The following is a 22,983-nucleotide window of genomic DNA, read 5'->3' as shown; positions in this document are numbered from 1 at the left end:
CTGTGAGAGCAGGACGGGGGTTTGCCCGTTCGCAGAACCTTCACGACCCCATGTGAACGGGTACGAGAGTCGCGGCCGAAGCGGACAACTACCTATGCAGCACTGCAACGTTGCACCTCGCCGCCGCAGGACCCGCAGGACCCGCAGGGCGGTGCGCCTCTGCGTTAGCGAACGCCACACGGTGTCTCGTGATTGAACGGAGAAGGTGCTTGAGGGGGCGGGAGTTGCTCCTCAATAGCCACAGCAACAGCGGTGGGAGGGTGCGACGTACGGTCCAAACTCACGTCACACGAAGAACATCACCAACAAGCTGACGACAAACCCCACCACCCCCACCGCGATCATCACGAACACGGTGCCGAGCAGGCGCCGGCTCGCGGCCTCCCGCGCGCGGCGGAAGTCGGAGGGGCCGCCGAAGGCGAAGCCGGTGGTGATGCCGAGGATTCCCATGCCGAGGGGGACGAGGGCGCCGAACCACCATGCGCATCCGACGGCGATGGCGCCGACCCAGCCGTGGTCCTGCTGGTAGGAGGTGTCGCCGGTCTTGAGGGCGTCGAGGACGTCGCCGCGCTGGTACAGGGCGTCGCTTCTGAGTTCGGCGTTGAGGTCCTTGGTGGTGCCGTCGGCGGTGGTGAAAGTGCCGTAGCACCACTTGGTCTTGGTCCGCTTCCGCGAACTGCTGGAGGTGCTCGACGAGCTCGAGCGGTACTTGTAGTCGACGGTGCAGGTCTCGACGGTGAGCTTGCCCTGTGTGGAGGTGGCGTACGAGTACGGGCCGAGGTAGGCGCCGAGGGCCAGGAGGACGACGCTTACGAGGATGAGGACCGCGCCGATGAGGCGGCCGAGGCCCGCGCGCCCTTCCGGGGCGGCGTTCGTCGGTGCGTTCCCGTGCAGCTGTGCCATTGGGGGTGACTCCTCAGAGTGCGGAAGAGTGCGGAAGGGTGCGAGTGCGGGCATCACAGGGCGAATGCGCACACGAGTGCTGTAAGGACGCCCAGGGCGAACAGACCGCCCAGGAGGGGACCGGTGATGGTCCGGGCCGGCAAGGAGCTCCATGAGGCCGCGAAGCCGGGGCCGTTGCGGGAGCCGAAGCCGGTGAGGAGGCAGTGGATGCCGAATGACAGCAAGGAGAGGCAGAGCGCGAGAATCGCGGCGTCGTCTCCGGGGTCCCGGTCCTGCGGCTGCTCGAAAGTGCCGTCCACTTGTACGACCGGGATTTTCGCACCGGATTCGAAACGCGACGAAGTGTCCACTTCTACATTTTGGTAAGTGGACCCATCTTGTTGAGCCGTCCAGTTTCCGGTGCAGTTGAACCGGAGTTCTGTCGAACGTCGATGCGTGCCGTAGTGGGTCTCCGTGTGTGTCTCACATGAAGAAATCGTGAGGGTCCCCTCAGTGCCGTCACCGGCCAGTTCACTGCGCAGTTCCGGAATGGTCACCGCGGCGACGGCCACGGCCGCGAGAAGCAGTCCCAATCCGAGGAGCCTTCCCGCCCACTGGGCCCCTGTACTGCTGTAACGCGGCTGAGCTGTCACCACTTTGGGCGTCCCTTTGAATTCCTTGACGATCTCTTGACCGGTCGACTTTCGGGTCGTGCGCGAGGAGTCTAAGCTATCCGTCTGTCGTGCAATATGACGTACAGCAAGGGGAGTTCGGGGGAGCGTCATGACGTTCGAAACCTTTGGCGTGGACACGGATGTGCTCCGGCAACAAGGGCAGCGATTCGCCACTCTCGGGGGTGATTTCGCGACCGCGTCCAAGCGGCTTCAGGGTGCCCTTGAAGGCATCGGGGAGCCTTGGGCGGATGCGGATTTCGGAGAAATCTTCGGGCAGGTCTACACGCCGATTCGTGACGGAATCTTCACGTCGATGGACAGCCTCGCGGAGCGGCTTCACCAGATCGGGCAGAACCTGCAGGACAACGCACGTGACTACGACGCATCGGACGCGTCGAACAGCGGCCTGCTGGACAGGATCTCCGGTCAACTCTAGGCGCATTCGGGACTATTGACATGTCGCTCACACTTCCCGGCGAGCTCGTCTGGGTGCTCGACCTCCTCGGCTACAGCTGGCCCGAGGCCGATGAGGAAGCGCTGCATCAGGTCGCCGAGGCCTGGCGGGCTTTCGGCAAGGAGCTGGAAGAGATCCAGGCGCAGGGCGAGGGCTTCGCCCGCACCGTCGTCTCCAGCAGTTTCGGTACCGCGATCGAGGGGTTCAGCAAGGACTGGGGCGCGTACACGGGAGCGAACGGCGAGGATCGCTACATCCCTGACGCGAGAACCGCGTGCGACGTGATCGCCCTGGCCTTCGACGTGGCCGCGGTGGCGGTCCTCACGGCGAAGTTGGCCGTGATCGTGCAGCTCATCGCCCTCGCGATGGAGATCATCGCCGCGCAGGCGGCGGCCCCCTTCACCTTCGGGCTGTCGGAGGTCGGCGCGCTGGGCGCCACGCAGGCCACGCGATTGATCGTCCGGGAGCTGCTGGACCGCCTCAAGAAGGAGGTCATGGAGGCGATCACCAAGGCCATGGAGCACGCCACCATGGACGCCCTCAAGAAGGTGGCCAAGAAGGTCGTCAAGGAGCAGGTCAAGCAGTTCGTCCAGGAGCGGGTGGTCGACGCCGCCAAGGACAAGGCCCGCGAGGCCGCCGTCGGAATGGCGCAGAACCTCGGTCAGCAGGGCATCGAGGCCTACTTCGACGCACGGTCCGGCATCGATCTCGGAGAGACGGCGGACGTCGCCAAGACGGCGGTCGGCGACTATGTGGACGGCCTCAAGAACGAGGTCACCGGAGGAGAGGGGTCGGCACTCGCCGGCTACGCGGATCCGGCCACGTATGTGGACCACGCGAAGGAGACCGTCAGCGGGGCGGTCGGGGATCGGGCGCAGCACGGGGTCGATGCGTTGGCCCGGCATGGGGCCGGCGCCGGGGACGCCGACACCACGTCGGTGTCCGATGGGGCGGCGGCCAGTACCGTTGCGATCAGTACCGCCGCGGCGGGCTCCGCTTCCACTGGTGCTTCCGGTTCCACCGGTACTTCTGCTGCCACCGGTACTTCAGGGTCCCCCAACCCGTCGGGGCATGCGGATGACTGGGCTCGCAACGAGTTCGGATGACGTGTCGCGGACATCACCGCTCGTAGCGAGCGGCGACCACGAGATCGGCTTCGTCGACGGCTCGTGGTGCTCGGTCCGCTTCGGCGGCCAGGGCTGGAGCCGTATGGCCTCGGCGTTCCCGGTCCGGTTGAGCCACCTCGAATCGGTTCCGCGCCGAGGATGAGCAAAGAAATGATCGTGAACCGGTGCCGCATCTGCGAAAACTACGAAGCGGGCACGGCGCAGAGGCAGGATGAATTCGGCGAATTGGCGAATTCGGGGCATAGGTAATCGATCCATGGTGAATGATCAAGTTCGTAAACCCAGTAGCCTCTCGAAGACCAACAAGCTCCCGCTCTCGTCGAGTTGAAACCGAACACCAGGTTGCTGCGCCGACCGTGTGTTGAAGCGTTCGCAGATGCGTTGGTAGGTTCACGCCGGTCGAGACACGCCGACCCTCCCCGATGAGGTATCCCTTGGACAGCGCCGCGAACAATTCCGACAAGCGCGTAGATGACTCCGAGTTTCTGGAGATGACCCAGCAGGACGCCGCGCAGGCCAAGATCCTGCGGCAGTCCCTGGAACATCTCGCCTCGGGGCTGGGAGGCGCTGCGCTCAAGGAGATGGCTCAGGAGGTCCTCTCCGGACGTATGGGGCTGCGCGAGGCGGCCGATGTGTCGGCGTACGCCGAGGAGGCGGTGCAGCAGTCGGCGCCGCTGGCCGAGAAGTGGGCCTCCATGTCCGACAGTGAGCGTGAGGCGCTCGCCGCTGACGGGGAGCGCCGGCTCGAGGAGGAACGGCGGCAGCTCGATGACGAGCGGCGTACGGAGTCGGAGAACCGTTCGGGCACGAAATCGCGTCACGACGGGCGCGGCTGGTCCTTGTACTGATGGTCCTTGTACCGATCCTTGTACTGATCGGTCCTGGCGTTGAGCGGTCGTACTGATGGCGACCGGCCGTGCCCGGCGGCCGGACCGTCGATCCATGAGCTGATGCAGGCGATGGGGGAGATGTGAGCTTTCGAGTAGAACCCGGTGCGATCGACGGCTTCTCGAAGCTGGTGGGACGCGCCGCGGACGGCAGTGCGCAGGCTGTCTCGTACACCGGCACCCATGCGCAGATCGAGAAGTCGGTCGGCGGTGAGGCCTGGGATCTGGTCGCGGGTGACCACGATCAGTATGTGAGCGAGGCCAAGAAGGCTCTGGAGAAGGTCAAGAGCCTGCTGGAGTCGTCGGAGAAGGAGCTGACCGGCACCGCCAAGTACTACCGGGAAACGGACAGCGGCGAGGCGGCCAAACTTGACGCCACCTACCCCGGTTCCAAGGTGTCGGACGGCGGTTCCGGGGGTGACCCACAGGACTTCTCCGACGCCAGCGATGCCGCGGACACGCTGAAGCCGCCCGGTGATCCCAGTAACCCCATCGTCAAGTACGCGTCGGGCCACGCGGACGAGTACAAGATGAACCCCGTGCAGAAGACGCTCGGCAGCGTCCTCGACCTGGGCAGCCCCTCGGCGATGGCCGTGGAGGCGTCCAAGCTGCTGTTCGACTTCGACCCCTTCGGCGTCTGCACGAACTGGGTTTTCGGGGACTGGAACAAGTACAACGACTGTTCCGACGTATGGGGCAACCTCGCGTCCTTCTGCGACTCGGTGTCCGCGAATGTGCGCAAGGGCACCCAGAACGTGGGTCTGAGTTGGGACGGCAATGCCGCGAACGCCGCCAGCGTGTATTTCGACGAGTTCACCAAGAAGCTCGACGAGATCAAGGAGACCTTCAAGTCCCTGCAGCAGTGTTATGCGCAGGCGGCGCAGATGGCGTTCCAGTTCGCGGAGTTCCTGAAGTCGTTCCTGGTGATGTTCTGCGATCTGCTCGTCATCTGGCTGGTCAACCTGCTCGCGGCGCAGGCAGTCAACGCCATTCCCGTCGGCGGACAGGCCGCATCGATCGCCATGTTCGCCCTGGCCGCGGCACAGGCCATCCGGCTCATGCAGATGTGGGCTGAGGCGGCCAAGACGTTCGACACCTTCGCGTCGGCGTTGGCCGCGCTCGGGGTGGTCATGTCGGCGGCCGTCAACGGGTTCTCGGCGGCGGACGGGTTTCCGCAGGTGGGTACCGGTGGTTACGACCATGCCGCGGTATGAGGGGTATGAGGGGTATGAGCGGCATGGGCGCCAGGAGCAGCAGGAATAGCAGGAGTAGCAGGAGTAGAAGGAGAGAGCGGTCCTCGTCATGAGTTTCTTCGGTGGGAGCAGCGACCTCGAACTCTTCCTCTCTCGGAGCCAGGTCCTGAGCGTCAGTTCGGTGCCCGTCTGCCTGGGCGCCATGGTCTTCTTCATCACGGAGGAGGGCTGGCACTTCAGCCTGCTCCTGTGTTGTGTCCTGCCGCTGATCGCCGCCTATTTGGGCGTCCGGGGCAAGCGGGAGATCCGCGCGGGCCTGGCCGCGGCAGGGCTCGCTCTCGCCGTCGCCACGCTGCCGTTGTCGTTCGTATTGGCCTCGCTTGAGGGGGCGTAGCGCGAACTCTTCGGCGTCTGGGGTGGGTTGATGCCCTGTCACGTCATCCCGTTGGACCACTCCGGCGGGCCACCGGTCGTCACCGCTAAGCTGCACTGCCATGACTACGGGTAGTGGTGGAGCGGCCAACGGGCCTGAAGGGACGGGCGGGCAGCCGCTTTCCAGCGGTTCTTCCGGGGTGAGCGCGGACGACCTGCGGGCGCAGTTCGATGCCCAGGGCCGATCGGGGCTCGTGGAGGAGCGGCGGCGTGACGCGCGGCAGGCGCGAGGGATGTACGCGGTGTTCGCCGGGTTGGTTGCCGTCGTCTGCCTTGCCCTGATGGTCGTACGCCTCGGTCAGGGTGACGCGTTGGGAGTCTGGGTCGCCACGTACGGCGTGGGAGTGGCCCTCGGCGGATGGGGCTTCGTGCTCGCGCGGGCGGGTCATACGCGCTGGGCGATGATGGTCGCGTGCATCGGAGCAGCGCTCGCGGGCCTCGGCGACAGCCCGGCGTTTCGCTGAGGCAGATAGGCCGGCGTGAGTCGACATCGGCTCGCGCCAGGACCGGACCAGGCTACCGACCGGGGCCGGGGCACCAGGTGATGGCCCGGACCGGTGCCTGATGCGATGTCACACCTGGCGGCGCCTGCTGCCGATGAGGTAGGCGAGGCCCCAGGCGGCGGCCGCGGCGAGCAGCAGGCCGAGCGGGGAGAACCAGTCGACTCCGTCGGTGGCTTCGTCCGTCCACCAGGCTTTGGCCGGCCAGAAGGGCTCGTACCTCACCAGGTCCCAGACAGCACCGGGCGACTCCGCGTCGGCGAAGACGAGCGGGATGGCGTTGGTGTAGCCGAAGAACGCGCCGAGCGCGGCGATGATGGCACCACTGATCCAAGCGCCGTTGTTGCGGTGAGCCACCGTGCCGATCAGAAAGCCGACTATCGCTCCGTTGATCAGCGCGTGACCCAGGTAGAGGGTGTTGGCCGTCGTGACCGACTGGTCTTTGTACGTGGCCAGGATGAGACCGCTGTAGAGCATCGACACGATGACCGACACGAAGAAGCCGAGGAAGACCGCGCCCACCGGATGACCGCCTGCGTTCGGCCGCCGCCCGAAGGGGGGCGCTGCCTGGAACTGCGGTGCCTGGTGCATCGGATACGCGGATTGCATCGGTTGCATCGGCTGCATCGACGGCTGTCCCGGAGCCGGGGGAGCCCCGGGGTACATCGGTGCCTGGCCGGGGGCGGGCGGCGGTCCGAACCCCTGAGGCTGCTGCTGCGGGGGCGGCGGGGCGGGCTGAGCGTATGGGTTGGTGGAGTCCTGAGGGGGTTGCGGCGGCTGCGGTGGCGGCTGGAACGGTGGCTGGCTCATTGAAATCCCACTGAGTGAATAGGCAAGAACAGCAAGTTATCAGTGAGATCAGGAGGGGGCCGTCGGGGCTGGGGAGGGCGGCGTGAAGGGCGCTCGAGGAGCAGCACGGAGAGCGGCGAGCTGCTGCCAGAACGCTCCCTGCAGGGTGTTACCAGTCCCCGCTGCATTCGCTGAGCTCGTAGGCGTTCTCCTGATCCAAACACCGGTGCGGGGTATAGGCGAGCGGTTCATGCAGTTTGACCTGCACGAACCGACCTTCATTTAGTGCTCGCCCCGACTGCCTCCGAAAATCTTGGCGACTGGGCATCCTTGTCTTCCTCTTCGGCCTGATCCTCGTAGGTGTGGGCTATGCGGAAGGCCCCGACAAGGTGTCCGGCGGCACGGAAGGGACAATCACCTTCGAGCGCTGCCGCAAGGACACCTACGAGGATGACGTGGAGTGCTTCGGCAGCTTCCGTTCCGATGAGGGCAAGGTCCGCTACGGCGTGGAGGACTTCGAGCCCGGTGCGGACGTCGGCAAGGGCGAGAAGGTCGAGGCAGTGGCATACGACTCGGCGTGGTTTGCTCGGGGTTCCTTCGCGTCGTTCTACGTCGAGGCCGCGAAGAGCTGGTGCGTGGCTGCGTCGATGTTCGGCATCGCGACGTTTCCGCTGAGCAGCGCCTTCCGCTCCGGGCAACGGCTCATGCGGCGCGGGACGCTCATCACAGGCCTCAGCCTGCTCTTCGGCGGGCTGCTGGGCTGCGGTCTCTGTGCCCTCGTGAACTCCTGGCTCTTTTAGCGACCGCGGTGCGCGACCACATCGCCGCTACCGATGGCAGGCCGAGCGGATCCCGAAGGCCGAGCCCGGGATGTCGTGGCGAACGGTGTGGGTGTGGGTGGCGGTGGCCAACTGGTCCTGGTAGTCCGCTCCGGCTCGACGCGGAATCGGACCGGAGGGTGCGGGTCCAGGACGAAGAAGCGCCGGGAGAAGCGCCCTTGCCGGCGGGGGCTTTGCATACGCTCGAGTTGTACGACTGGGACCCGGCGGCCCGGCAAAGCGGGGAAGGCGCCGCAGCGTTCGCCGCGGAGCGTTTTGCCGGACCTGATCGCCTTCGGCACGTGCAGCTTCGGTGAGCTGCGGTCAATCGAAGTCGTGGAGGCTGCTTGTCCAGAGGCCACCAGCCGCACCTGCCTCATCGATGCCGGACAAGGCGATCTCCAAGTACTCCCGGACAGCTTCTCGTTCAAGTCGGCTGGCCGCGCTGGCGAGCATGCACCTGCTCACGAGATAGACCTGGAGCAGATCGATGAAGGTGGTAAGGCTGCTTGCAACGAGTCCGGGCTCAACCTCCGCCTCGTCCTCGTAGTCATCCTCGTCGTATTCAGCGGCTGGAAATTCGTAGTCCTCGGAGAGCCAGAACACCCGGCCTGTGTCTCCGTGGAGGCAGAGGTGGCCGCCCATCCACATACCGATCTCGTAGTAGGCCCCCGGAAGTGCTTCTGCGGGGAGGTCGTGAGCGACTTCGGGCAGACCCTGCTCGTCCAGTGCTACGAGTCTGAACTCGGCCCCGTCGAAGGCGGGCAGTCCGACCTCGGTGAGGACGCGGCGGGCGTCGGCGTCCTCCATGCCGTCGGGCAGTTGTTCGGCCGGGAGACGTCGCACGACACCTGGCTCGAAGAGCTCTGGATCAAATGGATCGGGTGTCACCCGCCTCAGACTTTCCACAGCGCAGACAGGGCTGGTGTCGAGAAACATGGGCTCGCCGTGAACCTTGCTGAGCCCCTCGAAGGTTGACGGGGCGCTGGGACGGACCGCGAACAACCCGCCCAGGCCGGCGACCACCACGTCCTCGCCGACGGTGATCTGCCCCGAGATGAACGGGGGTTCCACGTCGTTGTACTCCGCCATCTCGGTCCAGGACGGAGTGACACCACGCTCCTGGTCCGGAAGCCACAGCGGCTCCCGCTCTCCGTCTGCGGGTACTTCGCTGGGCCAGGGCCCGGCGACGGGCCGGCCTGTCTCTGCGTCCCATACCCGATACCTTCGGTCCCACAGGCCCTGCGCGATCACCACGTTCTCGCACTGCCAGGCGTCCCCGGGGGCAAGACGCAGCGACTCCAGGGGCCCGGGCCGGACGAACGACGCCCGCGTCCCGCCGGGCGGGCGCCAGTGCGTCCATCGGACCCGCCAGGGCATTTCCTGCCCCGAACGTTCAATGGCATCGGCTGTTTCCATGTCACCCCGGGCTGTGCACACCAGGTGCAACCACGAGGCCCATTCCCCCTGCGGCAGGGAATCGACGCCGCACATCCAGAGATTGGCGGCATCGCCGGCCGGACAGTTCTCGTCGATCCAATGATTCGAATCGGTGCACATGGCTGCGTCGATGAGAGCCATCTGGTCGAGGTGTGCCGCGAGCGCGCCGTCCCTCTGAATCTCGCTGAACACGCCGGCTTGCACCGCGTGCATGGCCAGACCATGCGCTACGAACTTCGCGACCGACTCGACCGTGTCCGTGGCTCTGCCCACGCGATCCGTCAACCAGTTCCGCAGCCATTCCACGAGCCGACTGCTCACCACACGCAGAGTCTCGGCCTCGGTGCTCCGGCGAAAGGCTTCCGCGACGCGCTCGTCGCGGAAGGACACCATGCCGTCGTCGACGACGACCGCGTCGCCTGAGGTCTCCAACAGTGAGGCTGGTCCAGCCGTGCGCCCCTGCAATGAGGCGAGGATTCGATGGAGTTCACCCCACACCGCAACGGGGGTGCGACGGGTTTCTGCCAATGCAAGGGAGTGAAGGGCGATATCAGTCGTGTCCACGACTTGAGGCGTAGCGTGTTCGAGGACGATGATCGAGTTGTAGGTCCACTCCACGTCGTCCGGATCCCGTTCGATGAGGACCTTCATCCCGCCCCCGACGGCAATGTCGCTTGCCAGGTGCTTCACGATCCTCTCGACCTGGGCGGATCGGCGGGTTCTCCCCGCCCTCTGGGCGTTACTGACAATGAGCAGACCGCCACTCGCACTGGACTCCTCCAGGGCAAGGCCCCAGTCGGCTCGGCGTTCCGCGGGCATCCCCACACCCGCAGCCGCCATCACCTGCACCACGAGTTCCTCGGCGGTGAGCCCCGCGGCATCCACGAGGAGCGATCCGGGCACGGCTTCCCGAATCCGCAGCAAGACTTCCGTCCGTCCGGAACCGGCCGGACCGACAAGCTCCGCCACCCTCTGCGTTCCGGTGTCCCACCAGGAGAGCAGGTCAGCGAAGGCCTGCTCACGAGAGACCGGCTCAGGGAGAGGCATCTGATTCATGATGACTGACCTTCACTTGCGGCTGCAGATGCATTTTGATTATTTATCTGCTTGGCGACGGTTGCCCAGAGCTTTTCTGCGTTTTGAACTCGTGCCCTTATTTCCTGGTCGCGTTCCTTCTCGGGATCTGTTTTAGGGAACTTCCTGTTGACTTTGGACTGGATTGCCCGTTTTTCTTGCTCACTCAGTGCGTCTTTCTGATCCAGCCCGAGTTCGTTACGTCGTGCCGCTTGGAGTTGCTCCCTGTGGTTGGCTCGCAGGGTGTCGACGGGCTGGTCCGCCCGGTAGGTGGTGCTGTAGTAGACAGGTACTCCGGCAAGGCGTTGGCCGAGCAGATTTGAACAGTTTCCGCTCCTGAGTCCGCCCTTCTTGTCGCCGCACGGCTCGCGTTCAGTGTACAAGGCTGTGATCTTGTACTGCGGGCCATGTGCTTTCTTCACATCGTCGATCCAGTCGGCGAGGTGACTTTCTGAGTGCTTGCCTGCGGCTCCTGATTTGGGAGGGTATGAAGAGTCGACCACGTATTCGGTTCCGTGGGGGCCTTCTATTTCCACCACGGCGTAGTTGCGTTGGCTGAAGTCGGGAATATGCTCTGGTGGATGATCGAGCTTGAGCCTTTTCATCACGGCCTTGGCGCGAGCGCCGATTTCCTTGTGCTTCGCCAGCCCTTCAGATTCTTTGCCATTGCTCACCGGGCTGCTGTTCACGCCGTACTGTTCGTGGGCCGAGTGGCTAAGTCGTGCCAGGGTGGATATGACCAACATCTGTTCCCCGCGGTTCAGCGACGAGAAGCCGGGCAGGGCCGTGTTCAAGCCGTCCGCCGTGAAAACCCTGGGTCGGTGAGCGGCTGCATGGGAGTCGGTGGTCTCTCCAGCGGCGACCCGTAGGACTTGTGCAAGTTGTCCGTTGTCGGCCCACTGCCGCAACTGTTGGTCGACTGCGCCGTGCTGCAGTCGGAAGACGGGGTTGGTTTCACGCACTCGCGCCTGTGCGTCATCCGGTGGGAGAGTGCTGCGCGCTGTCGTGGGGGACTCACGTTCAAGGCGCGGATGTCCGTCGTCCTCGTGCGGAGTGAGAGCCGGGGACGGTCCGGCCGGGTCCGCGGCCGGACGCCGGGGTGTCTCTGTCGACGTGTCAGAGCCGGTTGGCGGGGGTCCACTGCTGTCGCTGCGAGAGGGATTACTCGGCGTGACGGGCTGGCGATTGGCGTCCAGCGGGATCGCGAAGACGCCCTTGCTCCCGTTGTGCAGGGGGTTCGGGCTCGTGCGCCCTGTTTGGGCGTCGACGTAGGTGACGCGGCCGTTGTGGTTGACGGCGTTCCAGGCGTGGGGGCGGCCGTTGGCGTCCTGGGTGATGATGACGGCCTGGGAGCCGTGGCCGCTGTTGCGGAGGGTGTTCTCCAGGCGGTTGAAGGCGTCGCGGCCGTTGCCGAGGTCGGTGAAGCGGGCGCCGAGGGTGTTCTCGATGCGGTCCCGGCCGGCCTTCTCACCGCGGTCCGACGGGGTGCCGTCGGGGTTTGGGTCAGGGGTGCGGGCAGCGGCGGCCGTGGGGTTGCCGGCGTAGGTGTCGACCGTGGACAGGGCTACATCTACGCAGTTGTTGTTGCGGCCGGGGCTGTCGGCGCCGTCGCCGTTGATGTGCTGGACCCAAGGGCCGTCCGTCGGGTTCGGGGGCCGGCTGGGGTCGCCGTTCTCGTCCCGGGGGACCGAGTTCTCCAGCGCGTCCTGCTCGGCGGGGGTGGGGTGCGTGACGCCACCGGGTGGGGTGGTGTCACGGGTTGCCGTGGCCGGGAGCGGGTCCGGTCGTGACGGGTCCTGGGGAGAACTGTCGTCGGGGTTCTGGGTGGTCGTGGGGTCGGGGCTTTCCGAGGTGCCGGGATCCGACTTCTCGGATGGGCCGGAGTCCGGGTTCTCGGTCTGGGTGGGGTCCTCGTCCTTGGAGTGGGTGGGGTCTGCGGTGTCGGACTGGTGGGTGTCCGGGTTCTCGGACGGGCTTGGGTCCGCGTTGTCGGACGGGGTGCCGTCCGTCGTCTCGGCGGTGGAGTCCGACTCGGTGGTCTGGTGGTCCTGGTTTCCCTCGGGGGAGTCGTGTGTCTCTTGCTGGGCGGAGTTGGTCCCGTCCTGGGAGGTCTGCGCGTCCTGCTGAGTCGTCTCAGGGCTGGGCTGCGCGTTCTCGGGGCTCTGGTCGGAGTTGTCCGTCCCCTCCTGAGAGGTGTCGGTTCCCTGGTCGGAGTCCGTCGCGCCCGGCTGGCTGGTGTCGATCGGGTTCCGGTCGGCGTCCAGCGGGATGTGCCAGACGTGCTCCGCCTGGTCGATGTGGAGGGGCTGGTCGCTGACCTCACCGCTCTGAGTGTCGATCCAGACGATGTTGCCGTCGTGGTTGACGACGTTGAATGCGTGGCCGCCGCCGCCCGGCCAGTCGACCTGGACGATGGCCGCTGAGCCGGGTCCGGCCTGCTGGAGGGTGGAGGCGATGTTGTTGGCGGTGTTGGGGTCACCGCCGGCGCCCGCGTAGGTGTGGGCGGCGCCGGTCCAGCGGATCTGGTTGTCGTTCGCGTTGTCCTCGGGCGTGAACGGGTTGTGGTTGCCGTTCTCGTCGAGGTCGACGGTTCGCGGCGCCGAGACCTGGGGGTTTCCGTACCAGGTCTCCAGGAACGAGCGTGAGCAGTCAGCGCAGTTGTTGCTGCGACCCGGGACCGTGTTGCCGCCGTCGTTCTGGAGCTGAGTCCAGGGGCCGAAGGGGTCGGGGAAGCGTTCCGGGGTGCCGTCCTCGCTGTGCGGGACCGCGTCGGCCAGGGCCTGCTGATCGGCGGGATCGGGCTGAGACAGGCCACCCGGGTGGTGGTCCAGGTCGGCTCGGATGTCGTCCAGGCTGTCCTGCTGCGGGTGTTGGTTCTGGGAGTCGCCGGGGTTGGCCTGGGGCGAGCCCGGGGGCTGGGGTGTGGCGGAGTCCGCGTGCGACGGTGAGTCGGAGGCGGGCGGCGTAGTGACGACGGTGTGGATCGGGACCGCTGTCACGTCCTGATCGTTCTGCTTTTGCTGCTGCGAGTCGGGAGGTGTGTTCTCCGACTTGTGCGGTTGCGCGGCAGGCTGCTGCGGAGTGCTGGGGGTGTTCGGCGTGTTCCCCGCCGGCTGGTGAGGCGGCCTGGAGGGCGTGGCGGGCGAACCGGTACCCGGCTGGTTCTGAGTGCCGGGCGTGCCAGGAGTGGCGTGGCCCGGCTGCGTCGAGGAGTTCGGGTTGCTGTTGCTCGGCGTCGAGGAACCCGGACTGCCGCTGCTCGGTGTGGAGGTGTGCGGCGTACTGCTGCTCGGCGTCGACGAGCGCTCGGGCCCGCCGCCGGTTGACGTGGACGGCGTCGTCGTGGGCGTGCCGGTGGACGGCGATGCGGCCCTGGGGGGCGTCGACTGGGCCGGGTTCTGGTTCGGCGTCGTCGTGCTCGGGTTGTGGCCCGGAGTTTGGGTACGGGTGCCGCTGTTCGAGTCGGCGTTGCTGCGAGGTGTGCTGCCGTCGCTCGGGTTGGTGTTCGCGGGGTTGTTGCGGGGAGGAGTGCGGTCGCCCGGAGTCGTGTTCGTGGGGTTGTTGCGGGACGTGTTGCCGTCGCCCGGAGTCGTGTTCCCGGAGTTGCTGCGAGGTGTGCTGCCGTCGCCCGGAGAGGTGTTCCCGGGGCCGCCGCGCGGTGGAGTACGGTCGCCCGGCGTCGTACCGGGAGTGTTCCGCGGCGTGCTGCCCTCGCCCGGGGTCGTGTTCCCGGAGTTGCTGCGAGGTGTGCTGCCGTCGCCCGGAGAGGTGTTCCCGGGGCCGCTGCGCGGTGGAGTACGGTCGCCCGGCGTCGTACCGGGAGTGTTCCGCGGCGTGCTGCCCTCGCCCGAGGTCGTACTCCCGGGGCGCTGGGCCGGTATTCGACCATCCGGCGTGCCCTGGGTACCCGGCGTACGCCCGTCACCCGCGCCCGGAACACGTCCGTCCGGCGTTGAGGCAGGCCTACTCCCCGGCGTTGCGGCAGACGCACTCCCCGGCGTTGCGGTAGACGTACTGCCCGGCGTTGCGGCAGACGCACTCCCCGGCGTTGCGGCAGGCGTACCGCCCGGCGTCGCAGCAGGCGTACTCCGAGGCGCCGTGGAAGGCGTGGCGCTCGGAGTGGAGGCAGGCCCCGTCCCCGTGGCGGAAGGTGTGCCAGGTGTGCCGGCGGAGGGAGTCCTCGCCGGGGCGGAGTTGGCGTTCGGGCTTGTGGCGGACGGCGTGCTGGTGCCGCCGGAGGCGCCCGGGCTGTGGTGCCCACCCGGAGACGCACCCCCGGTGGAAGGCGCCGTGGGCGACGTCGGCATGGCCGAGCCGCCGTCCGAACGGCTGCCGGAACTGGAGGGAGACGAGTCGGCTGCCGGCGCCGGTGCGGCGTTGGACTGGGTGGGAGCGGTGGCGGCCAGGCCGTCGATCTGGGTGCCGATCGAGCCGCTCCCCGGCGAGGAGGACGCACCGCTGGACGAAGGGGAACCGGACGAGGGCGTGGACTGCGGGCTCGGCGACGACAGGCCGGATACGCCGGAACCGCCGCCGGAGTGGGAAGGCCCGGACGTGCTCGGCGTGCCGGACGAACCGTTGGAGCCGGGGGAGTTGGACGACGCCCCGCTGGGCGAGGGGTCGTCGAAGTCCGACAGGGACGACCCGGACGGAGACACCGTCGGCCGCGAGTACGGCGTGTCCGAGGAGGACGGATTCTGCCCGGGGCCGGAGTTGGAATCGGATCCCGAGCCGGAGTCGGGGCCCGGCCCCACATTCGGTCCGCCGATGTCGTTGCCGCCGGTGTCGGCCGATATCCCGCTGCCTATGTTCGTACCCGGCCCGTTGCCGTTGCTCGAACGCGACGACGTCGAGGAGTCCGACGAGCCGGAATCCGACGAAGAGTTGGAGTTGGAGTTGGAGCTCCCCGAGCCGGAGTCCCCGTTCCCGCTGCTGCCGGCCCCGTTCCCGCTGCTGCCGTCACCACTCCCGTCGGCACCGGCACCGCTGTTGCTGCCCGGCGTCCCGGACGGCCCGTTGTACCCGTCGATACGGCTGTCGATCGCGTGGTGGAAGCGATCGCCCGCCTTCTTGCCCATGCTGTCGCGCACGCCCTCGGCGAACGTCTGCGGGCTCTGCTTCAGGGCGTCGAGGCCCGCAGTGCCGCCGGCCTTGAGGGTGGCGCCGACGTCGTAGCCCTCCTGGGCGCCGAAGCCGACGTTCACCGTCTGGCGGATGAGGTCGGTGATGATCGCCTCGATCGCAGAGATCGCCGGCTCTTTCATGGTCTCGATGAGAGCCTCGAGCAGCGCCTTTTTGAGCTCGTCGAGGATACGGCGCACGAGGAGGCGGGCCGCCTGGGTGGCGCCCAGCGCAGCGACCTGGGACAGACCGAAGGTGAAGGGAGTGGCGACCTGTGCGGCGATGATCTGGATGGCAAGGGCGATCAGCTGGGCGATCACCGCCCACTTGGCGAACTCGACGAGGTAGGCGCAGGTCTCCATCACGTTCGCGATGAGGAAGGCGGCCTCGCCGGCGTTCCGGAGGTAGCCGTCGCCGCCCCCGCCGTCGAACTTCTCGTACGTCTTCGTGAACTTGTCGATGGACTCGCCGGCGTTGTTGGCGGTCACCGTGCGGGCGCTGGTGTTCGCCTTGGTGTGCAGGTCGGTGACGTCCTCACCGAACTTGCGCCACAGAGCGGCTGAGTCTCTGAGCTTGTCCTCGTCTGCCGTAGGCCAGTTGTAGCCCAGCATCTGGAGAACCCACTCGAGTTCGTCCGGCAGCATCATCGACACAGCAGTAAGCACCCCCGTCAGACAACACGGCCGTACAACTCCCTCACCCGTGAGGGAAAATCACACAGGAGTACAGCCGTCCGCAAAGTTTACGGACTCACCGGCCGGCAACTTCAGGGGGTTGCTGTCACAAGTCCGTTTCAGGTCGCCGCTGTTGCCGGAAGCGAGCGGCAGGGCGGCTGACGGTTCATTGCGTACGGCCCTGGGTGCGCTGTCGGTGTCCCTTGACGTCCGGTCGGCCGACGTGGCCCTCGGCGCGTTCGGACTCGCCGAGCCAGATGTGCGGGACGTACCGCTGGACCGCCGAGACGAGTTCCTGTCGGCAGGGAGCGGGGAAGGGGAGGCGGTGGCGCAGGCGGGGCAGGTCGGGGTGCAAAGGCTCCTCGTCGCGGACGAGGGTCCACAGGACGGGGTCGTCCCGGTCGATCGGGCCGGTGGGGAACAGCTCGAGGGAGTAGACCTTCTGGCTTCGGCCGAACCTGCTCCAGTACAGGCCGACTCCGGCGAGGCCCTGCCAGGGGATGACGTTGCGGAGCTTTCCGTTCTCGACCCACAGGCCTGTGGCGTCGACGAGGATCCGGCTGCGACGGTTCGCCCAGTTGGCGATGAACAGGAATACGCCGAGCGCACCGAGCAGCAGCATGAACACGAGGCCCACGTAACCCGCCGGGTTGGACTCCCCCTTCTGGTTCCCGGTAGCAACCACGACCGCGCCGACGACGCCGACCGCGCCCATCGCGATGAGCAGGACGGAGCACGGGAGGCCGGTCATGGCGCCGCGACGGCCGGTCCGTACGACCATGGCGTCGGGCGCGGGGGAGGGCGTGTGCGAAGGCAACATGGTGCGTGAGCTTAGCGAATTGACCTACGCTGCCTCCCCATGACGACGCACGGCCGGGAACTCGGCGGGGAACAGGTACAGACGCAGCTGCGAGGCGACGAGGGCGATCCGGTCCCGCCCGGGGTGGACGAGTTTCCGGCGAGCTTCCAGAGGCAGGCGGATCCGGGGGTCGCGAGCCAGCGGTCGCAACAGGCGCGGAGCGCTCGCGGTGGGCTCATGGCCGCCGGGGCGCTGGTGGCGCTGGTCTGTCTCTTCGTGATCCTGGGACGCCTCAACAGCGGTACACAGGCGGGTGTGGGGACCGTGGTGTACGCCGTGAGCCTCGCTTCCGCCGGCCTCAGTGTGGAGTTGGCACGGCGCGCCCGCACCCGCCTGGCCATGATGGCGATCATTCTGGCGGCGGCGGGCGCGTCGCTGGCGGACGCGATGCCCTGACTCGCTGGACATGCCGGTCAGCGAGCTGCGGGGCCGACTCAGGCCGTACGGACCAGTCGGATCGGACCTCGGTGAATCACCATCAGACCTTGGTGAAACACAACGTGTAGTCGAAGCCCCGGCTGTTGCGGTACTGGATGCCGTAGTCGTACTTCGCCGAGCACTCCTGGTCCTGTCCGGGGAGCAGGGCCCCCGTCTTGTACTCGGCCTCGGGCGAGCCACAGTCGACGACTGTCGGCAGCGGTTCGCCCTGAGGGTCCGCGACCTTCACGCAGTCGCCGATCTCGGGGTCGTGCGTCTTGTCCTCCTCGGCGGCCGCGGATGCCGAAGCCTCCGCCTTCGCCTTGCCGCCGGTGGGGCTGGTGTTGTAGTCCCAGACGTAGTAGCCCAGCCCACCGAAGATCGCTATGACGACGACGGCAGCCTTTACCATCCGCAGCACACCTCCCGGCTGCGGGCGCTGAGGCCCGCGCGGCGGCTGCGGCTGCTGCGGCGGATAGCCGTACGGCTGCTGAGGCTGACCGTATGGCTGCTGCGGTTGTCCGTACGGCTGTTGCGGCTGGCCGTACGGCTGATTCGGATACTGCGGTGGAGGCGTCGACATGCCCGGATACCCCGTAGTTGACTGAACGTTGAATGAACTGGTGAAGATCAACATGAAGTTGACCGGGCGCAGGCTATCCCCCGGCGTCGGCCCGGCCGCCACCGGGTCAGAAGTAACTGATCAGGAAAGTCACCCCGGTGCCGACGAGCCCCACTCCGATCATCCCGAGCACGGCCGACCGCGTCACTCCCCGCCCCGCCGCCTCCCAAGCGGCGTCGAACGAGATACGGCTCGCCCCGAACGGAGCGAACCCGGTGGCGAGGCAGAACACCCCGAGCCCGGTGAACACCCAGCCGCCGAAGGACGCGGCGAACCAGCGCCAAGCCCGGTCCATCCCGGCCTGGACGTAGTCGGCACCCGTCCCGCCATCCGAAACCGGCGGCTCCGTCTGCTGCACGGACAACTTGGTGCCCTGCGCGTACCGTTGCCTGACCTGCACCGCCGCGTTGGTGTCCGTGCTCCTGCCGCCCTCGGCGACGAACGTGCCCTCGCAGCGGACGGGACGGCGGTTCTTACGGCTGCTGCGGGAGGCGTTGTTCGGGTAGCTCGCCTCGCATTGCTGCACCGTGAGGGTGCCCTGGGTGCCCGCCCAACCGGCCGCGTACGCCCCCTCGTACGCACCGAATCCGCTCAGGCCGAGACCCGCGATCAGAAACACCAGGCCGCCCGCGCGCCCGAGGCGCCCGAAGGCTCTGCCGACGAGGCCGGCGAGGGAACGGTCGACGCCGGTGCCGCTTCCTGTGCCTTGCGTCCGAGCCATGACAATGCGGTCCTTCCGATGCGGTCCTTCTTCTCTACGGCCGATGGGGGCCCCAGCATGGCATCCCTGTGTGACGGGAGATACTTCAGGTGTCGAGAGGCGACGAGAGGCAGCGACATGACGAGGCAACCCGAGAACTCACCCGACCCGCAGGGCTCTTCGCAGGAGCGCGGCGTGCTCGACGAGGCACTCGAACCCGAACAGATCCGTTCCCTGAACTCCGCCCTGCGCAAGCTGTCCGAGACTGACGCCGGCGGCAAGGACCTGCAGGAGGCGGCCAAGAAGCTACTCTCCGGCCGCCTCGCCCTGCGCGACGCCATGGACGACCCCGCGGTGTCACGAGCCCTGGGCGGAGGCATGGCCTCCCTGCGCGGTCAGTGGGAGTCGCTCTCGGAGGACGAGCGCGACCAGATCAGGCACGGCGAGCCGCTCACCGGCGGTGACCCCGCCGCCGGGCCGTCGGAGCCGAAGCGGGCGCAGGGCGAGGATTCCCAGTCCGGGAAGAAGAACCAGGGGCGGCACAGCGGCGGGTTCTCGCTGTACTGATCACGCCCGAGACGTACGTTCACGCCCGGGCCGTACGTGTCATGCCTGGCGCTGCTTCCGGTACAGCGCGATGGCCGCCTCAGTCGGATAGTTGGGCACGGTGACGGTCTCACCGGTCTCCTTGGAGACCACGATCTTGCTGCCGCCGGGCGGAGCCGGCTGAGGCCGCCCGGCGGCGTCCGTGACGGGCGGGAACACCGCGTACACCAGGTAGCCGATGTCGAACTCCTCGACGCGCAGCTCGGCGGGACTGCCATCCGGCAGCTTGGGCTGCGCATAGCGGCCGCGCACGATGGCGAGGGCCTGGTCGGAGGTGGTGGGCGCTGCCGGGTGGTCCGAAGTCACGGTCGCTCTCCTTGTTGTCTCGTTTGCCGCGGTGGGGATCTGCCAAGAGGACCGGGCCGGTCAGAACAGCCCGTGCCACATCTGCTCGACGATCAGCGACCACCAGGTGTCCGCGTTGCCCAGCGCGGACGCGTCCACCGCCGCCAACTGCTCCTGCAGCGCCGCCACTTCCGCGCCGGCCGCGACCGGGTCCAGACCCTGCAGCCGCTGCCGTGCGTCGGTGAGCAGCGCCAGGGAGCGCGCGAAGGCGGCAACCGAGACGTTGACGTAGCGAGCCGCGGCGGTGACCGGGTCCACCGCCCAGAGCGCGCCGAGGCCGTCCGGCTGCCCCGAGCCCGGCAGGACCTGCACGGCGATGACCGCGACACCGTCGAAGCCGATCCGGACCAGGTGCGCCAGGGCGCCGATCTTCTCCTCGCCGGCCGGGCTGCGCCGCTCGCGCAGATTCGTGGCGACGTCGGTGAACAGGCCGCCGGCCGGAGGGGCGTCGGACCGGTCGGCGGTGAAGAACAGCGGCAGGTCGGCGGGCAGCCCGGCCCAGGTCAGCGTCGCCCCGGCAGCCTCGGGAAGCGCGCTGGCGGTGACGTCGTCGGCGTCGAAGCGACGGACGCCGTCCTCGCCGAAGACCTCCACGAGATGGCGGCCCAGAGCCACGTCACGCATCGGCTCCGCGGGCGTCACCTGCGCGGGAACCGGCAGGCGGTGCGGACGGGGCGGCGGCTGCTGGCCGGCGATCCGATGCATCGTCTCGACCTGCTCGACCAACGCCGCGATGCCCTCCGCACGTGCCTCGGTGCGAGCCCCGTAGCTCTGTGAGCAGGAGAGCTGGGCGTTGCGGAAGGTGTTGAGGAGCTCGGCCGTGTAGCCGCCCGGGAGCAGGCTGGGACGCAAATCGGTATGGATGGCCACGACGTTCTCGGCGGGTACGTTCATCCGCCGCAGCTCGCCCCACGCCTGGTACTCCGCGGGGGGCAGGCCCGGGGCGGAGGTGCGGAAGAGTGTGGTCTCCTCGCCGTTCGCCGGGTCGGTGTACGTGAAGACAGCGGTGTTTCCGGGACCGGTCACCGGACGGGCACCGTCCCCGGACGCGCCCGCGCCCTGTCCCGCCGCTCCGTGCTTCTGCCGGTACATCTGCACAACCTCGTCGACCGGCACCGACGGCCAGATCGTCAGTTCGCCGGTACGACGGTCCACGACCCCGCACGCGTTGCCGATGTCGGCTGGCGGCCGCCGCTCCCCGGTCTCCGGGTCACGCTCGGGCTCCGCAGGCGCCGCCCACACGACCCAGCCAAGGTCGAACTCCTGCGTCCGGACCTCGCGGCGCGGCTCCGCGGGGCCTTCCGGGTTGAGCCAACGGTCGGCGATGGCGAGCGCCTGCTCCTGGCTGGTCACGGGAGGCTCCTTCGAAGTCATCGGTTGTGGCTGCCTACGAGGCTATCCCCGCGCCCGCCGCGCGAATACGGAGGGCCTTCGCCCCGTGCCCGGTGGCGAGGACCAGGATGCCGTCGGGCGACAGGTCGGCTGCGGTGAAGGGCGTGTCGGCGATCAGCGCGGCCACGACGGAACGATCCGCCCGGTCCCAGACCCGCAGGTAGTCGGTGCCGCGGCTCAGGCCCAGCGGGGTAGCGGCACGATCATCCTCCGACGGGCGAAGAATCTGCTCGGGATCGGCGTCACCGAGGTGATCAGACCGTACGAGGTCATGGACCAGCACCGCGGAACCGGACTCATCGCCGGGCGCACCGACCGGCCGCGCTCCAGGTGTCCCCGCGGGTACGACCAGTACGGCGACCGGGGCGGCAGATCCGTCAGGGCGAGGCAGGCTGCCTACGGTCACGGCGCTGACGCCGGGCAGAGACAGGCTCCACAGCGTCTGCCACGGCAGTTCCAGCCCGAGCCGCTGGTGTATCGCCTCGGCGTACTCGGGCAGGCCGTCCTCGACGAACGCGGTCTCCAGCAGGGCTGCGCGCAGCATGGCGGGCGCCTCGGTGCGGGTCAGAAGGGGTGCCGTACGCAGGTACGTGCGGGCGGGGGCGCCCAGCTCCTCGGTCGGTACCGCCTCGATGGCGGCGCGCAGCGGCACCGGATCGGCGTGGACGAACAGCCCCGGGTCGGTGAGGAGCTGAGGCAGGAGACCCGCTTCCAGCGTGTGGCCCGCGATGTTGTCGCGTACGTAGGGGTCGGCCTTCCCCCAGTCCTGCTCGGGCACGGCCTCCAGCAGAGCCATCGCGATCTGGCTCTGGGCGGCGGCAACGTTCGGCAGGCCGGCGCGGATCTCGTCGCTGATGGCCGGGTGCAGCAGCCGTAGCAACGTACGCCCGTCCACCTGCTCGTCGTCCGCCGCGTCCGCGTCCTGTTCCTCGGGCTGCACGAACGGCCCGGCGAGCAGCATCCCGCCCGCGATGGCCTGGCTCATGTCCTGCCCGGCGACCGCGCTCGCCAGCCGCGCCCACAGTTGGATCGGCAGACCGTCGGCCTCGGCCAGGGCCAGCGGTGCCAGCAGGAGCCGCAGCGTCCGCGAGTCGGTGCCGAGCCGCCTGGCGTGCAGGTCCAGGGCCTCACCGACAGACGTCGGCAGGAACCTCTCGTCGGCCGGGTCGAAGCCCTCCGGAGCCATCAGGATGCAGTTGACGGCGAGTTGGACGACCAGCGGACTGGTCCCGGCCCGGCGGCCGATGGCCGCTCCCAGGGCGAGACGGGCGGCGGGATCCACGGTGAACGGAAGCTCGGGTGCTCCGAACTCCGGGCTCAGCGCCGCCTGTGCGTGCCGCAGCAGGCCCTCGGGGTCGGCCCACTCCGGCTCGTCGAGATCGATGATCTGCACGGTGCCGGACGGCAGGCCCTCGGCCAGCTCGGCGGCCAGCGGACGCGGCACCTCGGCCAGCAGCCGGACCGTCTCCGTGGCGGCCAGGGGGGAGAGCACCTCCCGTACCAGTCGTGCGGGTTCGCCCGCCGTCCGCACCGGACCGGCACGGTCGACGTCCGGTACGACGACGGTCACCGGCTCGTCGAGTGCGGCCAGTTCGGCGTACGCGCCCTCGACACTGGTGGCGTTCAGCTCGAAGTGATCGGCGAGCAGCCACAGGACCTGGGCCGCGGTCAACCCCTCGGGGGCCGGTACGGCCGGGGCCGGCAGGTCCGGCGGCACCGTCGACGGGTCCATGTCGTCGAGCGGCAGCCGCTTGCGGTACTCCGGCTCGCACAGCATCAGGAACCCGGTGAGCAGCCGCGAACGCCCGCTTCCGGAGCCGCCCGTGAGCAGGACCACGCGCGGAGCGCCGGGCGCGGCACCGCGCCAGGAGGTGAGCGCGCGCAACGCGGCGGTCCGGCCGCCTATGTGGGGGTGTGGTGCGTGGTGCTCGGTCGTGCCGGTCATGGGTCCCCGTCCTCCGTCGTCGCGGACGCATT

The 22,983-nt window shown here is 68.1% G+C and carries 21 protein-coding genes; 10 read left to right on the top strand and 11 right to left on the bottom strand.

The genetic code is table 11. The features are described from left to right. Positions 1 to 285 precede the first annotated feature (285 nt). Both OG331_RS15655 and OG331_RS15650 read right to left on the bottom strand, forming a co-directional pair. A complete protein-coding gene (locus OG331_RS15655) occupies positions 286 to 903 on the bottom strand; it encodes a hypothetical protein (protein ID WP_406196451.1) in 618 nt (205 codons plus the stop codon). 53 nt (positions 904 to 956) lie between these two features. Continuing rightward, positions 957 to 1,475, bottom strand: coding sequence for a hypothetical protein (locus tag OG331_RS15650; RefSeq protein WP_406196448.1), 519 nt, complete (start codon positions 1,473 to 1,475; stop codon positions 957 to 959). Between the two features lie 190 nt (positions 1,476 to 1,665). On the opposite strand from OG331_RS15650, the gene OG331_RS15645 reads away from it, so the two are divergent. The 7 genes from OG331_RS15645 (at position 1,666) to OG331_RS15615 (ending at position 6,113) form a co-directional block, all read left to right on the top strand. Continuing rightward, the gene (locus OG331_RS15645; protein WP_406196446.1) at positions 1,666 to 1,992 is read left to right on the top strand and encodes a WXG100 family type VII secretion target; all 327 of its coding nucleotides are present in this window, start codon (positions 1,666 to 1,668) and stop codon (positions 1,990 to 1,992) included. A gap of 20 nt (positions 1,993 to 2,012) precedes the next feature. Next, entirely contained in the window at positions 2,013 to 3,116 is a 1,104-nt protein-coding gene (locus tag OG331_RS15640) for a PE-PGRS family protein (RefSeq protein ID WP_406196443.1), read from the top strand. A gap of 1 nt (position 3,117) precedes the next feature. Next, positions 3,118 to 3,279 (top strand): hypothetical protein, encoded by a 162-nt coding sequence (locus tag OG331_RS15635; protein WP_406196441.1) that lies wholly within the window; start codon positions 3,118 to 3,120, stop codon positions 3,277 to 3,279. A gap of 292 nt (positions 3,280 to 3,571) precedes the next feature. Next, positions 3,572 to 3,985 carry a hypothetical protein gene (locus OG331_RS15630; RefSeq protein ID WP_362388950.1) on the top strand — a complete coding sequence of 138 codons (414 nt, stop codon included), beginning with the start codon at positions 3,572 to 3,574 and terminating at the stop codon, positions 3,983 to 3,985. 122 nt (positions 3,986 to 4,107) lie between these two features. After that, on the top strand, positions 4,108 to 5,238 hold the full coding sequence (locus OG331_RS15625; protein WP_406196439.1) for a hypothetical protein: 1,131 nt from the start codon (positions 4,108 to 4,110) through the stop codon (positions 5,236 to 5,238). Positions 5,239 to 5,326: 88 nt separating this feature from the next. Further along, entirely contained in the window at positions 5,327 to 5,611 is a 285-nt protein-coding gene (locus tag OG331_RS15620) for a hypothetical protein (protein WP_406196436.1), read from the top strand. A gap of 100 nt (positions 5,612 to 5,711) precedes the next feature. Then, positions 5,712 to 6,113 (top strand): hypothetical protein, encoded by a 402-nt coding sequence (locus tag OG331_RS15615; protein WP_406196434.1) that lies wholly within the window; start codon positions 5,712 to 5,714, stop codon positions 6,111 to 6,113. A gap of 108 nt (positions 6,114 to 6,221) precedes the next feature. Here OG331_RS15615 and OG331_RS15610 read toward each other — a convergent pair whose 3' ends face one another. After that, complete coding sequence (locus tag OG331_RS15610) at positions 6,222 to 6,767, bottom strand: hypothetical protein (RefSeq protein ID WP_406196432.1); 546 nt, start codon at positions 6,765 to 6,767, stop codon at positions 6,222 to 6,224. Between the two features lie 533 nt (positions 6,768 to 7,300). Here OG331_RS15610 and OG331_RS15605 point away from each other — a divergent pair. Continuing rightward, the gene (locus OG331_RS15605) at positions 7,301 to 7,738 is read left to right on the top strand and encodes a hypothetical protein (protein WP_406196430.1); all 438 of its coding nucleotides are present in this window, start codon (positions 7,301 to 7,303) and stop codon (positions 7,736 to 7,738) included. 342 nt (positions 7,739 to 8,080) lie between these two features. On the opposite strand, the gene OG331_RS15600 is transcribed toward OG331_RS15605, so the two are convergent. The 3 genes from OG331_RS15600 to OG331_RS15590 form a co-directional block, all read right to left on the bottom strand. After that, positions 8,081 to 10,252, bottom strand: a complete 2,172-nt coding sequence (locus tag OG331_RS15600; RefSeq protein ID WP_406196428.1) for an SUKH-4 family immunity protein — start codon at positions 10,250 to 10,252, stop codon at positions 8,081 to 8,083. Next, positions 10,249 to 16,038 carry a toxin glutamine deamidase domain-containing protein gene (locus OG331_RS15595; protein ID WP_406210049.1) on the bottom strand — a complete coding sequence of 1,930 codons (5,790 nt, stop codon included), beginning with the start codon at positions 16,036 to 16,038 and terminating at the stop codon, positions 10,249 to 10,251. The genes OG331_RS15600 and OG331_RS15595 overlap by 4 nt, the downstream gene beginning before the upstream one ends. 193 nt (positions 16,039 to 16,231) lie before the next feature. Next, the gene (locus OG331_RS15590) at positions 16,232 to 16,885 is read right to left on the bottom strand and encodes a hypothetical protein (RefSeq protein ID WP_406196426.1); all 654 of its coding nucleotides are present in this window, start codon (positions 16,883 to 16,885) and stop codon (positions 16,232 to 16,234) included. 39 nt (positions 16,886 to 16,924) lie between these two features. Between OG331_RS15590 and OG331_RS15585 the strand changes: the two genes are divergently transcribed. Further along, entirely contained in the window at positions 16,925 to 17,320 is a 396-nt protein-coding gene (locus tag OG331_RS15585) for a hypothetical protein (protein ID WP_406196423.1), read from the top strand. 82 nt (positions 17,321 to 17,402) lie between these two features. Here the strand turns inward: OG331_RS15585 and OG331_RS15580 are convergent, their stop codons facing one another. Together OG331_RS15580 and OG331_RS15575 are read right to left on the bottom strand one after the other, a co-directional pair. Further along, positions 17,403 to 17,762 (bottom strand): hypothetical protein, encoded by a 360-nt coding sequence (locus OG331_RS15580; protein ID WP_406196420.1) that lies wholly within the window; start codon positions 17,760 to 17,762, stop codon positions 17,403 to 17,405. Positions 17,763 to 18,030: 268 nt separating this feature from the next. Continuing rightward, on the bottom strand, positions 18,031 to 18,684 hold the full coding sequence (locus tag OG331_RS15575; RefSeq protein ID WP_406196417.1) for a hypothetical protein: 654 nt from the start codon (positions 18,682 to 18,684) through the stop codon (positions 18,031 to 18,033). A 117-nt stretch (positions 18,685 to 18,801) separates the two neighbouring features. On the opposite strand from OG331_RS15575, the gene OG331_RS15570 reads away from it, so the two are divergent. Further along, entirely contained in the window at positions 18,802 to 19,230 is a 429-nt protein-coding gene (locus tag OG331_RS15570; RefSeq protein ID WP_406196414.1) for a hypothetical protein, read from the top strand. A 39-nt stretch (positions 19,231 to 19,269) separates the two neighbouring features. Here the strand turns inward: OG331_RS15570 and OG331_RS15565 are convergent, their stop codons facing one another. From OG331_RS15565 to OG331_RS15555, 3 genes are read right to left on the bottom strand one after another with little or no spacing between them, the layout of a single operon-like run. Then, positions 19,270 to 19,575, bottom strand: a complete 306-nt coding sequence (locus tag OG331_RS15565; RefSeq protein WP_406196411.1) for a hypothetical protein — start codon at positions 19,573 to 19,575, stop codon at positions 19,270 to 19,272. 60 nt (positions 19,576 to 19,635) lie between these two features. Continuing rightward, positions 19,636 to 20,967: an SUKH-4 family immunity protein gene (locus tag OG331_RS15560; protein WP_406196408.1), complete on the bottom strand. Its 1,332-nt coding sequence runs from the start codon at positions 20,965 to 20,967 to the stop codon at positions 19,636 to 19,638. A gap of 34 nt (positions 20,968 to 21,001) precedes the next feature. After that, complete coding sequence (locus tag OG331_RS15555; protein ID WP_406196405.1) at positions 21,002 to 22,951, bottom strand: ATP-binding protein; 1,950 nt, start codon at positions 22,949 to 22,951, stop codon at positions 21,002 to 21,004. Positions 22,952 to 22,983: the final 32 nt, after the last annotated feature.

Source organism: Streptomyces sp. NBC_01017, from assembly GCF_045162795.1.
GTDB lineage: Bacteria > Actinomycetota > Actinomycetes > Streptomycetales > Streptomycetaceae > Streptomyces > Streptomyces machairae.
This window is presented reverse-complemented; position numbering and strand designations above follow the sequence as displayed.

Bases quoted from the DNA above. Each gene is read 5' to 3' on its own strand.
- OG331_RS15655 (WP_406196451.1), bottom strand. From the start codon at position 903: ATGGCACAGCTGCACGGGAACGCACCGACGAACGCCGCCCCGGAAGGG.
- OG331_RS15645 (WP_406196446.1), top strand. From the start codon at position 1,666: ATGACGTTCGAAACCTTTGGCGTGGACACGGATGTGCTCCGGCAACAA.
- OG331_RS15640 (WP_406196443.1), top strand. From the start codon at position 2,013: ATGTCGCTCACACTTCCCGGCGAGCTCGTCTGGGTGCTCGACCTCCTC.
- OG331_RS15620 (WP_406196436.1), top strand. From the start codon at position 5,327: ATGAGTTTCTTCGGTGGGAGCAGCGACCTCGAACTCTTCCTCTCTCGG.
- OG331_RS15615 (WP_406196434.1), top strand. From the start codon at position 5,712: ATGACTACGGGTAGTGGTGGAGCGGCCAACGGGCCTGAAGGGACGGGC.
- OG331_RS15610 (WP_406196432.1), bottom strand. From the start codon at position 6,767: ATGCAACCGATGCAATCCGCGTATCCGATGCACCAGGCACCGCAGTTC.
- OG331_RS15600 (WP_406196428.1), bottom strand. From the start codon at position 10,252: ATGAATCAGATGCCTCTCCCTGAGCCGGTCTCTCGTGAGCAGGCCTTC.
- OG331_RS15595 (WP_406210049.1), bottom strand. From the start codon at position 16,038: ATGATGCTGCCGGACGAACTCGAGTGGGTTCTCCAGATGCTGGGCTAC.
- OG331_RS15590 (WP_406196426.1), bottom strand. From the start codon at position 16,885: ATGTTGCCTTCGCACACGCCCTCCCCCGCGCCCGACGCCATGGTCGTA.
- OG331_RS15585 (WP_406196423.1), top strand. From the start codon at position 16,925: ATGACGACGCACGGCCGGGAACTCGGCGGGGAACAGGTACAGACGCAG.
- OG331_RS15575 (WP_406196417.1), bottom strand. From the start codon at position 18,684: ATGGCTCGGACGCAAGGCACAGGAAGCGGCACCGGCGTCGACCGTTCC.
- OG331_RS15570 (WP_406196414.1), top strand. From the start codon at position 18,802: ATGACGAGGCAACCCGAGAACTCACCCGACCCGCAGGGCTCTTCGCAG.
- OG331_RS15555 (WP_406196405.1), bottom strand. From the start codon at position 22,951: ATGACCGGCACGACCGAGCACCACGCACCACACCCCCACATAGGCGGC.